This is a genomic window from Pelolinea submarina (genome assembly GCF_003966975.1).
GTDB lineage: Bacteria > Chloroflexota > Anaerolineae > Anaerolineales > Anaerolineaceae > Pelolinea > Pelolinea submarina.
Map to the genome: position 1 here is coordinate 3,344,832 of NZ_AP018437.1, position 12,753 is coordinate 3,357,584.

Genomic DNA, 12,753 nt, shown 5'->3' on the forward strand with positions numbered 1-12,753 from the left:
TATTTATTTCTTGGTTTCGGATTCTGATTCCTCTGCGGATTCATCCTTCTCGGATTTATCTTCGTTCAAACCATCCTTGAACGCTTTGATACCTTTGCCCATCTCACTGGCTACTTTTGTGATCCTTCCAGGACCAAATACTAAAAGGACAATCACCAATACGATGATGATTTCCCATGTTCCTAATCGCGGCATATTTACTCCTTAGTTTCCTCTTTCACTGGTTGGATTATACTTTTAATGTACGGTTTTTTTATAATAAATACATATAAATAGGTTGCTGGGAAACACAGGTTGAAATATGTTGAGATTTCTACAAAAAAGTAAAGATTGGATCCTGATCCTGCTGGGCATTATTCTGATTATGTTCGCTGTCTTCAACCTGATCGACTTCAATCCTTTTACTTATGTGGAATCTTTAAAAGAAACTCCGGCCGTGGAGCAGGAAGGATTTGCACCCTTATTCATCCCCATCACCCGCGCTGATGGCAGCTCCGAAACATACCAGGATGGAGGAGTATCTTCCAACGCTTTTATTCCGGAACGGATCGTCATTGAAAAAATCGGACTGGACGCGCCGGTTGAGGTTGCCCATACTATCAATGTAGATGTGGACGGGCAGGAAGTGACCCAATTCCTGGTTCCGGAAGAATTCGCCGCCGGTTGGCACGAAGGCTCAGCGCCTTTAGGCGTAATCGGGAACACCGTCATCAGCGGCCATCATAACGCTTTCGGGAAAGTATTCGCCCATTTGGTTAACCTTGATATCGGGGACGAAATTACGATGTTGAGTGGAACGCACGAATTTCGCTATACCATCGTCAACAAGATGATCCTCCCGGAAAAAGAAGAAACATTAGAAATGCGCATGCAAAACGCGCGCTGGATTTTGCCATCCACAGATGAGCGCTTGACACTGGTAACCTGCTGGCCGGCCAACTCCAACTCTCACCGCCTGGTCATTGTGGCCGTTCCTGAAACGCTGCCGCCCACACCCACCCCAACAGTCACGCCGGTTCCCCATCCGACAGAGGTCATTCAAATCGGCCGGCCAATCACCGAGCTGCTCTCATCCGGAAAAAGTACGCCAACCCCCTTTCTGCAGAATATCATCGTCAGGAATGCCGGGCGCTATTCCGTCAACATTCGCGCGCTGCCGGATATGGAAGGAAAAATCGTGGAATCCTTTAAAGCCGGTGATGAAGCTACCGGCCTCAGCCGTACCGAAGACGGCGACTGGATCCTGATTGAATATAAGGATAAGCAAGGTTGGGTGTCAGCGGAACTGGTTGAAATTCTGTTACCGGTAAAATCCTTACCAACCGCGGTGGTTGCCACCCCCAAGCCATAATCTCTATTCATCTATATAGTTGACCTCCCCGCGATGATATAATGCCTGCATAAAAGGGCCGGGGAGTAAACCAGTGAATTTAACAGCCAAAATCGCGATTGTTACCGACAGCACTGCCTGCATACCCAATTATTTTCTGGAAGAATTGAATATCCACACGGTGGCCTATTACATCCACCGCAATAATGAAGTGCTGCGCGACCTGGTCAGCATTCAATATCAGGAATTCCTCAATTGGCTCAGCACGGCCAAGTCCATCCCGCAAACCGCCAGTCCCGGGCCCGGCGATTACCTGAGCATGTATGAAAATTTGGCCGAAGGAGGGGCGCAGGAAATTCTAAGCTTGCACATGACCTCCAAAGGCAGCGGGGCTTACCAGGCCGCGCTGGCAGCGGCCGACATGCTGCGAGAGAAACTGCCCCAGCTGCGCATCGAAGTTGTCGACACGCTCAATGTGGCTTTGTGCCAGGGGTGGATGGCCATTGAAGCTGCCCGCGAGGCTTTGGCCGGCACATCCATGGAAAGCATCCTTGAAAAGACCAAACGAATGATCAGCCAAGCGCGCATTATCCAAACCGCGGATACGCTGCGATATTTATACATGGGCGGGCGTATCGGTAAAGCCGCCCACCTGGCAGGATCCATGCTGAATCTCAAACCCCTCATCAGCATGCAAGACGGCGAGATTGTCGCGCTGGGTGTGGCGCGCGGGTTGAATAAAGCCTATGAAAAAATGGTTAATCTGATCCAGGCCGCCCTCCAACCCGACCAAAAAATCAAAATAGCTTATCTGCATGCCGGCGCCACCGAACAGATTCAACTATTAAAGAGTAAGGTGGAAAGCCGCCTGGAATGCGTCGAATCTTTCACAGCCGAGTTATGTCCGGCGCTGATGGTGCACACCGGCCCGGGCACCACCGGGCTGTGTTATTTTCCGGTTAATTAATATTTCCTGCTCTTGTATTGTAGAATTTTTGTTCTATAATACAAATGTGGATAATCTTCAGAAACTGAAATTATTATCTTCCGCCAGCCTGCTGGAAGCCGGTGAGGACGGCTGCCGCCAGGCGGCTGCTCATCCGGATGCACACAAAGGTATCGTGGTTACGGACGCGCGCCTGCCCAACGGCAAAGTAACCCGCCTGTTAAAATCACTGCTGTCTTCCTATTGCGAGAACAATTGCTTGTACTGCCCTTTCCGCAGCGCCCGTGATATCCGGCGCGATACCTGGCAGCCGGAGGAATTCGCCCGCATGGTGCTCAACCTGACCAATGCCGGCCTCATCCAGGGCGTCTTTCTGAGTTCAGGCGTGGTCAACGGCGGTGTGTTCACCCAGGATAAGTTGATCGCCGCCGCGGAAATCCTGCGGCATAAAATGGATTATCGCGGTTACCTTCACCTGAAGATCATGCCCGGGGCCGAATTCGACCAGGTGGCCGCCACAATGCGTTTGGCTGACCGCGTTTCCATTAACCTGGAAGCGCCCAATGAACACCGCCTGCCCGCGCTGGCTCCGCAAAAACGTTTCAACGACCAGCTTTTCACCCCGCTCAAATGGGTGGACGCCATCCGGCATCAACAATTCCCCACCAAAGCCTGGAAAGGACGTTGGCCCTCTTCCAGCACGCAATTCGTGGTGGGCGGCGCGGGCGAGAGCGATATCGAGCTGTTGGAGATCACTCAAACCCTGCACCGCCTGTACGGCCTGCGCCGGGCGTATTACTCAGCCTTCAAACCGCATTACGATACACCCCTGGAGTCGCACGCGCCTGTGCCGCTCAAACGAGAACTGCGCCTCTACCAGGCCGATTACCTGATCCGTGATTACGGTTTTTCACGAGAGGAACTGATTTTCGACCGGCAGGAAAACCTGCCGCTTGAATACGATCCCAAAGAAGCTTGGGCCAGGCAGTGCCTCAGCGATCATCCGTTGGAGGTCAACCGCGCCAGCCGTGAAGAACTGCTGCGCGTGCCGGGCATCGGCCCCAAGGGCGTCCAGGCCATCCTGAAAGCACGCCGCTGGCATACCCTGCGCGATTTAAGCTGCCTGGCACGGATCGGCGTGAATACCCGCCGCGCCGGAGACTACCTTTTACTGGACGGCAGCCGGGCGCCGCGCCAACTTTGCCTGTTTCCGATGGACTGACACAGTCATATTTTTCACTTTGGGATATAATTTTGCATAATGGTTGTAGGGACAACATGACATCTTGCTCAATACTTGAGCAAGACAGGCGAATGAGATTGCATGAATTTCGCCATTTTTTACCCAAATTCTGATATATTGGAAAAGATTATTAATATTCAACCATTAATACATTAACGAGAAAAGAATGGAGCGTTGAAGGTATGACAAAGGATTCCGTACAGGTTGGGTTGGTAGGATTGGGTTTCATCGGCAAGATTCACGCACATGCGTATCAAGCCATTCCTTATTGCTTTGGCAAAAACGAAGTTCAGGCAGATTTGCGCGCGCTGCTGCGCACGCACGTCGGCGGTGATGTTGAATTGCTGCGCAGTTTGGGCAGTCCTTTTGAAACCGCGCAGCCCCAGGAGTTCATCAATCAAGACCTCGACATGGTAGATGTCTGCTCCCCCAACTACCTGCACCCTGAACACGTCAAACTGGCACTGGAAAAAGGCAAACACGTCTATTGCGAAAAGCCGTTGGGAGCGAATTTGGCGCAGGCGCGCGAGCTGGCCGAGGCTGCCGAAAAAGCCGGCGTACTCACCCATTCCGCTTTTACCATGCGCTATTATCCCGCCGCCCAGCAAGCCAAACGCATCCTGGCAGCCGGTGTATTGGGAGAGATCTACAACTTCCGCGCATACCTGTTCCACAACAGCTACATGGATCCTCAGCGGCCCACTTCCTGGCGCTTGCAGAAATCCGTATCCGGCGGCGGCGCGCTGACCGACCTGGGCGTGCACAGCATCGACCTGGTGCGCTATCTGCTGGGAGACGCCAAATGGGTGCAGTGCCGCACACGCACCTTCATCACCCAGCGCCCCAAGAGCGCCGGCAGCACGGAAATGGTGCCGGTGGACGTGGACGATTGGGCGCTGTGCATACTGGAATTGGAAAACGGCGCGCGCGGCTCCATTGAAACCACACGCATGTGCGGCGGCGTAAGCGATACCTCGCGCGTGCAAATATTTGGCAGCGAGGGCAGCCTGGAAGTTGACTTCATGAACCCCATGCAGGTCTCGCTCTATGATCGCAAACGCGCCCAGACTGTGGTCGGTCCGATGGATTTTCCGCTGGCAGACGGCCAACGCGCACTGAAAGACATCTATCCGCCGGCGAAATTGTCCATGGGATCATTTATCGACACCCATTTCGCCAGCATCATGGATTTCCTGCACTGCATCAAAGAAAACAAACCTTCCCCGGCCGGCTTCAGCGAATCACTTAAAGCGCAGGAAGTTTTAGAAGCCGCTTATTTATCCGCCGATCGAAACGGAGAGACCATCGCTCTCCCATTGGCATAGGAGATCAGATGAGTATAAAAATCGCTATTATCGGAGCCGGTGGAATCGCCGAACGGGCTTACTTCCCCATATTGGTGCAAAAACCGGATGTAGAAATTGTCAGCCTGTACAGCCGCACCCAGGCCACCCTGGATAGAATTACCAGCCAGTGGAAAATCGACTACACCACCACCGATATGCACGCCGTACTTGACAGCCGCCCGCAGGCCGCTTTTGTGCTTTCCTCCAATCACAGCCATTTCGACATCTGCAAACTGATGCTGGAAAACAATATTGACCTGTATGTGGAAAAACCGCTGGCTACCTCCGCCGCCCAGGCAGAAACACTGGCAGCGCTGGCAGACGAGCACAAATGTGTCATGGAGGTGGCTTTCAACCGCCGCTACGCGTTATTGTATAAAAAAGCCAAGGAAATCTTCGAAGGGCACACCATTCAAACCGCCCTGGTGCAGAAACACCGCCCGGAAAGCCCGCACGTCAACCTGTTCAATCAATACCTGGACGATACCATTCACCAGATTGACTTGATGCGCTATTACGGCGGCGAGCTGGAAGCGCTTTCCACACACTACTCCACCCTGAACAACCACCTGATCGGCGCGGTCAGCATTGCCCGCACGCCCGAAGGCGGTCTGGTTACACTGGTCAACAACCTGCAGGCAGGCGCCTGGCAGGAAAGCGTCACGCTGCACGGCGACGGTATGACCGTGCATGTGGATGCCTTCCGTGAGCTGCGTATCCGCTACGGCGACCACGAAGAGGTCTACGGCACCGACCGGGCCGGCAAGTGGATCCCCGGGCTGCGCGAACGCGGTTTCGAAGGCGAAATTCTGCACTTTCTGGACTGCGTGCAAACGCGCCAGCGACCCATGACCGACGCCTGGGAAGCGGTCAAGACACAGAAATTCATGGAGGACCTGGTTGTGGCCTCCGGCGACCCGCTTTCCTCACCCGATAACAGTTGGGACAAAGTCGACCGCTGGGGAGACAGCTAAACCAAATCCTGTTGATTGTCAACGAGAGCCAAATTTATGCCGGATAATCCTCCCTGTCAATTCACAGCCGTGATCCTGATGGGGGTATCCGGCAGCGGTAAAACCACCATCGGCCAGTTGCTGGCCGCTCAATCCGGTTGTGATTTCATCGAGGGGGATGATTACCACCCGCCGAAGAACGTTTTTAAAATGGCCAACGGCATTCCCCTGTCAGACGCCGACCGGCAGCCATGGCTGACAAGCCTGCATGAAGTTCTATATGCGCATGCGCAAACACAGCGCTCCGTTCTGCTGGCCTGCTCCGCTCTCAAGCAGAACTACCGCCAAACACTTGCAGCGGGAATCCCCAACACTCATTTCATTTATCTCAAAGGAGATTACGGCTTGATCGCGCAGCGCCTGGCGGAGCGCCCAAATCATTATATGAAAGCCGGCATGCTGGCCAGCCAGTTCGAGACATTGCAGGAACCCGAAGACGCACTGGTGGTGGATATCGCCCAAAGCCCGCAGATTATATGCCGTATCGTCCGGGAATATCTGGACCGAGATTGATCGAAAACGGTTTCACAGAAATAAACAGGCCTATTTATAGTAAAATCAGCCAATGCCTACAGAAAAAGAAGTTTACGATTCCCACGCTGATCGCTATGAACTACTGGTATTCCGCGAAGATTACCAGAAAAACCTGCCCAAATTCATTTCCGAGATCCGTGATTTCCACGACATCGATATTGTGGAGTTGGGCGCCGGCACCGGCCGCCTGACGCGCTTTTTAGCTCGGGACGCCCGGCATGTATATGCCAGCGATTTATCACAGCATATGCTCAGTCAGGGCAAGCGCATGCTGAGTGCGGATGAAGCCCAGCGCTGCGTGTTGAGCGTGGCGGATATGCGCTGCGTACCTTTCCCGGACAAGTGCGCGGACATGGTCATCGCCGGATGGAGCTTCTGCTACCTGGCTGTATGGGGTGAGGACCGCTGGCAGGAGGAATTGGAAGCCGGCTTGGCGGAAGCGCGGCGCGTGCTGCGCCCGGGCGGCGTGATCATCCTGCTGGAGAATTTCGGCACCGGTTTTAAAGAACCTGCGCCCCCGCCGCATCTGAACGGCTACTTTGATTACCTCAAATCCAAAGGCTTTCAGTCCAATTGGCTGCGCACGGATTACCAATTTGAATCCATGCAGGAAGCCGCCGAACTTTCCGATTTCTTCTTTGGCGGCGAGTTGGCCGAAAAAGTCAAAACCAATCAATGGACCATCCTACCGGAATGCACCGGCATTCTCTGGCTTAAACTCTAAGCTGTCCTGATTTTCAGGATCAACACGACCAGAACCACTTGTCAAACGGGTGGTTTGTCCTGAGGCTATAAGCGTGTAATACGGGCCAGCGCTAAAAAACGTTGGCTTTCACTTTCGTTCAAGCCATCTCGCCTTCACCATTACACTTTTTTCTTTGCCCCCTCTCTTATTTTGTCATCGCGAGGAGCTTGCCCGCGGGTTTTTCCGCGGGTAAGCGACGTGGCGATCTCAGTTCCCTATTTATATTTCACCATTCTCTCCCAGCTTTTCTCAACCTCGTTTATTGTCTGACCCACAGCTGAGATTGCTTCGCCCGCTTTCGCGGGCTCGCAATGACAGTTTCTTTATTATTGCCTTGTAACCTGTATTGTCGTTATTTTCAATAAACTTCGGTATATCTCTTCGTCTTACACCCGCTTAGCGTATGGTTTTTTGTTTCTATCTCTTCGCTAACTCAACTGACCTAAGTCAACAAAAAGCTCCCTTCAAGAAGGGAGCTTTTCTATAATACATTAATAAATTAGAGATTATTTAGAAACCTTTCATGGATACGCCCAGCCACAACAGGACAAAGGCCACCACAACAAACCAGAAATAATATGCAGAAACGAAGGGGATGCTAACAAAGGAACCGAGCAAACCCAAAACCGCTAAGACGGTTGCAATCCAGTACACATTTTTGGTGGGGGGAGTGAGTTTCATAATTTATCTCCTTTCTTTATGATTTGTATAACTATATTAACATTATTATTTACAAAAAGATACCCGTTTTAACAATAATTAATAAAATTCTATGAATTTAATCCGTATGGGGTATATTTAACCAGAAATCCTGTCTGGAGGAAAAACATGAGCGCTTACCCCATATCCATTTCCGATGCCTTTCACCAAATCTATCCAAACGCGGCTGTAGGAATTCTGATCCTGGAAAATGTAAACAACCCGAAAAGCTGCTCGCTGCTGGACGAGCAGAAAACCGCGCTGGAGAAATCACTGCGAGAGGCTTACCCGGATAAGGCTGTGCTGCGCAGCCTGCCAACTTTGCAAGCTTATGCTGCCTACTATAAACGCTTCAAAAAAAGTTATCATGTCCTGGCGCAGTTGGAATCGGTCATCTTCAACGGCCGCTCGCTGCCCAATACCGCCGCGCTGGTGGAAGCCATGTTCATGGCGGAATTGAAGAACATGCTGCTGACTGCCGGGCATGATCTCGACAGTTTGCAGCTGCCCGTGATGATCGGCTGCGCGCAGAGAGAATTGCACTACACAACTATGAGCGGAAGTGAACAGATCCTGAAGAAGGACGACATGTACATGGCCGACAGCCAGGGCATCATCTCCAGCGTGATCTATGGGCCGGACAACCGCACCCGCATCCGCGAAGAAACACAACGAGCTTTATTTGTGGTTTACGCACCGGAGGGAATACAACGGGCACAAATTGAAGAGCACTTCATGGATATCCAGGCATTCATTCGCCTATTTGCGCCTGAAACCAGCCTGGTCCAGCTGGATATCCTATAAAGCGGCTTTTAAATCAGTAAAGGCGATAATCCAATTACCGCCTTTATATGTTTGCTTGTTGGTTAGCTTACAAGGATTACTTCGGAAGCCTGAGGGCCTTTGTCGCCCTGAGTGACAACGAATTCAACTCGCTGTCCTTCTTCCAGAGAGCGGTAACCGTCAGCAAGGATAGCACTGTAATGGACAAAGACATCTTCGCCGTTATCACGAGCTATGAAACCATAGCCTTTTGAGCCATTGAACCATTTCACGGTGCCCTGTTCTTTTTCGGACATGATTTGGAACTCCTTTCTTAATATTTTAAAGCTTGACAACAATTTGGTTCCAAATCAAAAGAACACTTCTTTTTTTCTAGAACTACTTTTACAAGCAATTAATTCTATCACAACCGCAAGGGAAACTCATCATTATTTTTTATCCATTTCATCCTATATAAAATTAATCCCTTTTTCCCCCGCGTTTTCGATTGACAAGCTGCATTCCTGCAGGAAAATAGGATCACAGCAAAATAATTTATCAGGAGGTAAAAATGGATTACGAAATCAAGTTACTGGACCTGCCTGCCCAACCGGTCCTAATCATGCATGCGGTTCTACCGGTGGAAAAACTGCCGGAGTTCTTTGGCAAAGCCTTTGGCGGTGTAATGGCCTATCTTGGTGAAATTGGTGAAGCACCAACCGGCATGCCTTTCGGCGCTTATTACAACCTGGATATGAGTGCGCTGGAAATAGAAGCCGGCTTCCCGGTAGCGCATAAATTACCGGACAGGGGTGAGCTCCTCTGCAAAGAAATCCCGGCCGGAAAATTCGTGTCCACCGTGCACCGCGGCGCCTATGACACCATGGTACCGGCTTACGAAGCCATGACGGAATGGGCCAAGACTAACCATCTGGAACCCAGCGGTGTAGCTTATGAATATTACCTAAACGACCCCAGTGCCGATCCTTCCATTGTGGCTGAGACGGAAGTGCGTTTCCCGGTAAAGGAGTAAGGATAAAAAAAAGACGCCGATCCAATCGGCGTCTTTTTTACTTCAGAAGATCATTAGGATGGTTCGGGCTCGGGTGCCGGCGCGGATTTCTTCTTTATCTGCGGCGGTGTTTTATAACAACCACCTGTCATTTCCTGCGGCTGGAATCCATTCGCCGACCAACAAGTGCTGTCCATCAGGTTAAGCTGATTGACCGGATAATCGGCGCTGTCCAGGTCAGGAGAACCGGCCTCTGCGTTGCTGTAGAAATCATTGAAGTCGAACTGGCCAACATCAATCATATTGCCGTTCGCCCAGGCTTTCCAGTAAAATTGGCCGGGCTCCAACAACGTTTTCTTGATGGCTAATTGGACCACGTTGGGCATGTCCGGGTCGACGCGCTTCCAGGCCAAATCCGCCTGATCGGTCACATCCGCTGAGAACACAACCGTCTCGTAACCGTCGCCCGCACCCGCATCCGGGATCACCGGCGTGGCGCCGCCCACGTCTTTATTCGCATCCTGCAGGACATTCACATCAGCGTGATTCCATTCCGTACTGTCGTCGCCGCTGACCCACAACAGGTAATCGCCTTTGAAGTCCTTATCGACATCGAGCTCGACGGCATAGTTGGCCGAGGGATACCCCACGCTGCCATCCACGTCATTCAATTCGAGCGAGAAATAATAATAAGTGTCATCTTCCGAGACCATGATGCCGACCAGGTCGGTCTCCGGATGATATTCCATATCCGTCTGCGTAAAGGGTCGTTCCAGAATACCCAGGCGCAGCGAATCGCCCCAAGCCATTTTTAAATACGAGGTTAAGGAAGTGTCAATCTCATCCTTGGTAACCCCTGCGGGTACTGTGGCTGCTGGTGTGGTGCCATCATCTTGTTTAGGTATAGCGGGTGATTGGGTGCTTTCAAAGCCGGGGAATGAAAAAGCGCTAAGGAGTAGAATCAAAATGATGGAAGGTATCAACGATTTAATCACTTTTGAAAATCGATTCATACTTACTCTCCTGATTATCGTTTAAAATGTTCCACCTCTATTAATATTACAAATATTCGATAAGCACCTCCTTTATATAAATCATTATATAAACTTCGCACGAAGATTTGCTATTAATAATTTATATAAGTCCCATCCACCCAATATGTGGATAAGCTCTATTCAGATGCTTCTCTTTCAACTTGCTTAATCGTTAATAATAAAAACCCGCTGATATGCGGGTTTTTGAAGTAGATTTTATCGAATTGGCTCTAACTCTCTCCAGCCTGCGGCTTTATCTTTGTGGGAAAACGGTCCACCAGGAACGGCACAAACAGCAGAGAAGTCAAGCCGATGGCCGCGTTAATCAGGAAAACGCTTTGGGTAGCCGCGTGGTCAAGCATATACCCCACTACCACACTGCCCAGCGCCGTGATGGAATAAGTAAAACCCAGGAACAAGCCGTTGGTCAGCGAACGATCCTGCGGGTTGTTTTTCTGAAGCATGGCCATCAAAGTCGGCATCAGCATGAACCCGAATATGCCCACCACCGCAATCAACGCCAATTGCCCAATTCCATTTGCGAATATGGTGACGGTGAAAGAAAGGGCAAACCCAAGCAGAGAAATGGCAGTGGTCCACTTTGACCCGATGCGATCATACAGGATGCCGCCGATATAATTGCCCACTATCCCCGCGCCAAAATAAGTGGAAACCGCGAATCCGGACATCCACAGACTGCCGCCTTTTTCAACAATATAGACCGGTAAATAAGCATAGGCACTGGAGCGGATAAACGCATTCGTGATCGAGATACCCACAATCGGGATAAATTGACGCACCAGGTTTTTGCGGGCGGCACTATCCAATTTGCGCTGCCGGGTTTCTTCGACATGCGGTACAGCTTCCGCCTGGGGCATCTTTCCCCACAATATATACAGTATTATGGAAAGCAGTACACCGATTAAAAACAGGTAAGGTATTTTGCTATACGCTCCGCTGGTCAGAATCGCAGTGATCACCAGCGGGCCAACCAGAAAACCGACCTGCCCGGCAATATTCCAGATGGCTAGAATGCTGCCCAGAGACTTTTCGCTGACCTGGCCGATATCGGCCGGGCCAATGGCATGGTAAAAATAAATGCTCAGGCCGCCCACAATCAGGACGATAAATAACAGGTAGAAATTAGGAACGAGGGTCAGCGAGCTCATGCACAAGGCAGTGATGGCCGGGGTCAGGAACATATACTTGCGAATGTCTTTCTTATCCGCCAGATGGCCCACCAGCGGCATGGTCAGCGCCATCAATTCCATACCCAGGTTCAGAATGCCCGCCTGCACCTTTAGGAGATGCATCTGTTCGATCAAGACCGGCAGTGTGGGGGCAAAGAACGCTAGGAATAAGTCGTTGGAAAAATGTGCCAGTGAATGGTAAATAGTCCGCAGGAGCACTACGGGGGAGATTTTGCTTTTGATACCAGTATTTTCGTTTTGCATTTGCTTCCTATGTTTTGCATGAAAAATTGAACAGAGCACAACAAAGCATCTGTTCAATTTTCAAACACAAATTTTCCTATTCGTTTGCGCGTTGGTAAGGTTTACAAAGAATTTCGTTAACCTCGAATTTTTTAAATTGAGTGAAAGAAGCCGCGCTGGCCACTACCGCCGTATCCGATCCGCGGTGTGTTCCGGCAATCGCGATCACTTTTTGGCCGGTCTCCAGGTATCCCTGACTGCCGGCAATCAAAGTGATCTCGCAGACCACCTTGAAACCCTCGCTTACACGGCGGTAAGCGTCCGCCACCAGTCCGGCAGCGGGTTCGCGCGAGAAAGTGGTCATGCCGCCCAGGGTTGTTCCCCAAATGACACGATGCCCCAAACCGCGCAGGTATTCCTGCACAGGTTCATCCGGACTTTGTTTTCCGTCCAGCACTTCACCCACAATCAACAGACTTACATCGCAATCCTTGAACAGCTCAGCCGCCTTGCGGGCAGTCTCGCCGTAAGATGACGCCAACACAATTGTGTCGATGCCGCCCTGAAGATAGCGCGCTTTGGCGATTTCCAGGGTGCGCTCTGTGTTTTCAGAGCCTGCTTTTTCAAAGTAAGTAATCTCTGCCATATTAATACTC

General features: G+C 51.0%; 15 protein-coding genes. 9 read left to right on the forward strand and 6 right to left on the reverse strand.

The window, feature by feature from the left end; translation table 11 throughout:
* Positions 1-3: 3 nt before the first annotated feature.
* Positions 4-195, reverse strand: coding sequence for a twin-arginine translocase TatA/TatE family subunit (tatA, locus tag Pelsub_RS14760; RefSeq protein WP_116226052.1), 192 nt, complete (start codon positions 193-195; stop codon positions 4-6).
* A gap of 106 nt (positions 196-301) precedes the next feature.
* Between tatA and Pelsub_RS14765 the strand changes: the two genes are divergently transcribed.
* From Pelsub_RS14765 to Pelsub_RS14795, 7 genes are all read left to right on the forward strand, one after another.
* Positions 302-1,351 carry a sortase domain-containing protein gene (locus tag Pelsub_RS14765; protein WP_116226053.1) on the forward strand — a complete coding sequence of 350 codons (1,050 nt, stop codon included), beginning with the start codon at positions 302-304 and terminating at the stop codon, positions 1,349-1,351.
* Between the two features lie 73 nt (positions 1,352-1,424).
* Positions 1,425-2,297, forward strand: a complete 873-nt coding sequence (locus tag Pelsub_RS14770; RefSeq protein WP_158675147.1) for a DegV family protein — start codon at positions 1,425-1,427, stop codon at positions 2,295-2,297.
* A gap of 28 nt (positions 2,298-2,325) precedes the next feature.
* Positions 2,326-3,498, forward strand: coding sequence for a radical SAM protein (locus Pelsub_RS14775; protein ID WP_116226055.1), 1,173 nt, complete (start codon positions 2,326-2,328; stop codon positions 3,496-3,498).
* A gap of 203 nt (positions 3,499-3,701) precedes the next feature.
* Entirely contained in the window at positions 3,702-4,844 is a 1,143-nt protein-coding gene (locus Pelsub_RS14780; protein WP_116226056.1) for a Gfo/Idh/MocA family protein, read from the forward strand.
* 8 nt (positions 4,845-4,852) lie between these two features.
* Positions 4,853-5,839: a Gfo/Idh/MocA family protein gene (locus tag Pelsub_RS14785; protein WP_116226057.1), complete on the forward strand. Its 987-nt coding sequence runs from the start codon at positions 4,853-4,855 to the stop codon at positions 5,837-5,839.
* Between the two features lie 36 nt (positions 5,840-5,875).
* Positions 5,876-6,391 (forward strand): gluconokinase, encoded by a 516-nt coding sequence (locus tag Pelsub_RS14790; RefSeq protein WP_198418369.1) that lies wholly within the window; start codon positions 5,876-5,878, stop codon positions 6,389-6,391.
* A gap of 52 nt (positions 6,392-6,443) precedes the next feature.
* Entirely contained in the window at positions 6,444-7,136 is a 693-nt protein-coding gene (locus Pelsub_RS14795) for a class I SAM-dependent methyltransferase (RefSeq protein WP_116226058.1), read from the forward strand.
* A gap of 531 nt (positions 7,137-7,667) precedes the next feature.
* On the opposite strand, the gene Pelsub_RS15705 is transcribed toward Pelsub_RS14795, so the two are convergent.
* Positions 7,668-7,838 carry a hypothetical protein gene (locus Pelsub_RS15705; RefSeq protein WP_158675148.1) on the reverse strand — a complete coding sequence of 57 codons (171 nt, stop codon included), beginning with the start codon at positions 7,836-7,838 and terminating at the stop codon, positions 7,668-7,670.
* Between the two features lie 147 nt (positions 7,839-7,985).
* Between Pelsub_RS15705 and Pelsub_RS14800 the strand changes: the two genes are divergently transcribed.
* Entirely contained in the window at positions 7,986-8,660 is a 675-nt protein-coding gene (locus tag Pelsub_RS14800) for a hypothetical protein (protein WP_116226059.1), read from the forward strand.
* A gap of 62 nt (positions 8,661-8,722) precedes the next feature.
* Here Pelsub_RS14800 and Pelsub_RS14805 read toward each other — a convergent pair whose 3' ends face one another.
* Positions 8,723-8,935, reverse strand: coding sequence for a cold-shock protein (locus tag Pelsub_RS14805; RefSeq protein WP_116226060.1), 213 nt, complete (start codon positions 8,933-8,935; stop codon positions 8,723-8,725).
* 254 nt (positions 8,936-9,189) lie between these two features.
* Here Pelsub_RS14805 and Pelsub_RS14810 point away from each other — a divergent pair, with 254 nt between their 5' ends.
* Positions 9,190-9,651: a GyrI-like domain-containing protein gene (locus tag Pelsub_RS14810; RefSeq protein ID WP_116226061.1), complete on the forward strand. Its 462-nt coding sequence runs from the start codon at positions 9,190-9,192 to the stop codon at positions 9,649-9,651.
* Between the two features lie 53 nt (positions 9,652-9,704).
* Here the strand turns inward: Pelsub_RS14810 and Pelsub_RS14815 are convergent, their stop codons facing one another.
* The 3 genes from Pelsub_RS14815 to Pelsub_RS14825 all read right to left on the reverse strand — a co-directional run bounded on the left by Pelsub_RS14815 (position 9,705) and on the right by Pelsub_RS14825 (position 12,743).
* Positions 9,705-10,643 carry a hypothetical protein gene (locus Pelsub_RS14815; RefSeq protein WP_116226062.1) on the reverse strand — a complete coding sequence of 313 codons (939 nt, stop codon included), beginning with the start codon at positions 10,641-10,643 and terminating at the stop codon, positions 9,705-9,707.
* A gap of 251 nt (positions 10,644-10,894) precedes the next feature.
* Positions 10,895-12,118, reverse strand: coding sequence for an MFS transporter (locus Pelsub_RS14820; protein WP_116226063.1), 1,224 nt, complete (start codon positions 12,116-12,118; stop codon positions 10,895-10,897).
* Positions 12,119-12,194: 76 nt separating this feature from the next.
* On the reverse strand, positions 12,195-12,743 hold the full coding sequence (locus tag Pelsub_RS14825; protein WP_116226064.1) for a pyruvate kinase alpha/beta domain-containing protein: 549 nt from the start codon (positions 12,741-12,743) through the stop codon (positions 12,195-12,197).
* Positions 12,744-12,753: the final 10 nt, after the last annotated feature.

Coding starts and splice junctions, on each gene's coding strand:
- tatA (WP_116226052.1), bottom strand. CDS start 195: ATGCCGCGATTAGGAACATGGGAAATCATCATCGTATTGGTGATTGTC.
- Pelsub_RS14765 (WP_116226053.1), top strand. CDS start 302: ATGTTGAGATTTCTACAAAAAAGTAAAGATTGGATCCTGATCCTGCTG.
- Pelsub_RS14780 (WP_116226056.1), top strand. CDS start 3,702: ATGACAAAGGATTCCGTACAGGTTGGGTTGGTAGGATTGGGTTTCATC.
- Pelsub_RS14785 (WP_116226057.1), top strand. CDS start 4,853: ATGAGTATAAAAATCGCTATTATCGGAGCCGGTGGAATCGCCGAACGG.
- Pelsub_RS14790 (WP_198418369.1), top strand. CDS start 5,876: ATGCCGGATAATCCTCCCTGTCAATTCACAGCCGTGATCCTGATGGGG.
- Pelsub_RS14795 (WP_116226058.1), top strand. CDS start 6,444: ATGCCTACAGAAAAAGAAGTTTACGATTCCCACGCTGATCGCTATGAA.
- Pelsub_RS15705 (WP_158675148.1), bottom strand. CDS start 7,838: ATGAAACTCACTCCCCCCACCAAAAATGTGTACTGGATTGCAACCGTC.
- Pelsub_RS14800 (WP_116226059.1), top strand. CDS start 7,986: ATGAGCGCTTACCCCATATCCATTTCCGATGCCTTTCACCAAATCTAT.
- Pelsub_RS14805 (WP_116226060.1), bottom strand. CDS start 8,935: ATGTCCGAAAAAGAACAGGGCACCGTGAAATGGTTCAATGGCTCAAAA.
- Pelsub_RS14810 (WP_116226061.1), top strand. CDS start 9,190: ATGGATTACGAAATCAAGTTACTGGACCTGCCTGCCCAACCGGTCCTA.
- Pelsub_RS14815 (WP_116226062.1), bottom strand. CDS start 10,643: ATGAATCGATTTTCAAAAGTGATTAAATCGTTGATACCTTCCATCATT.
- Pelsub_RS14820 (WP_116226063.1), bottom strand. CDS start 12,118: ATGCAAAACGAAAATACTGGTATCAAAAGCAAAATCTCCCCCGTAGTG.
- Pelsub_RS14825 (WP_116226064.1), bottom strand. CDS start 12,743: ATGGCAGAGATTACTTACTTTGAAAAAGCAGGCTCTGAAAACACAGAG.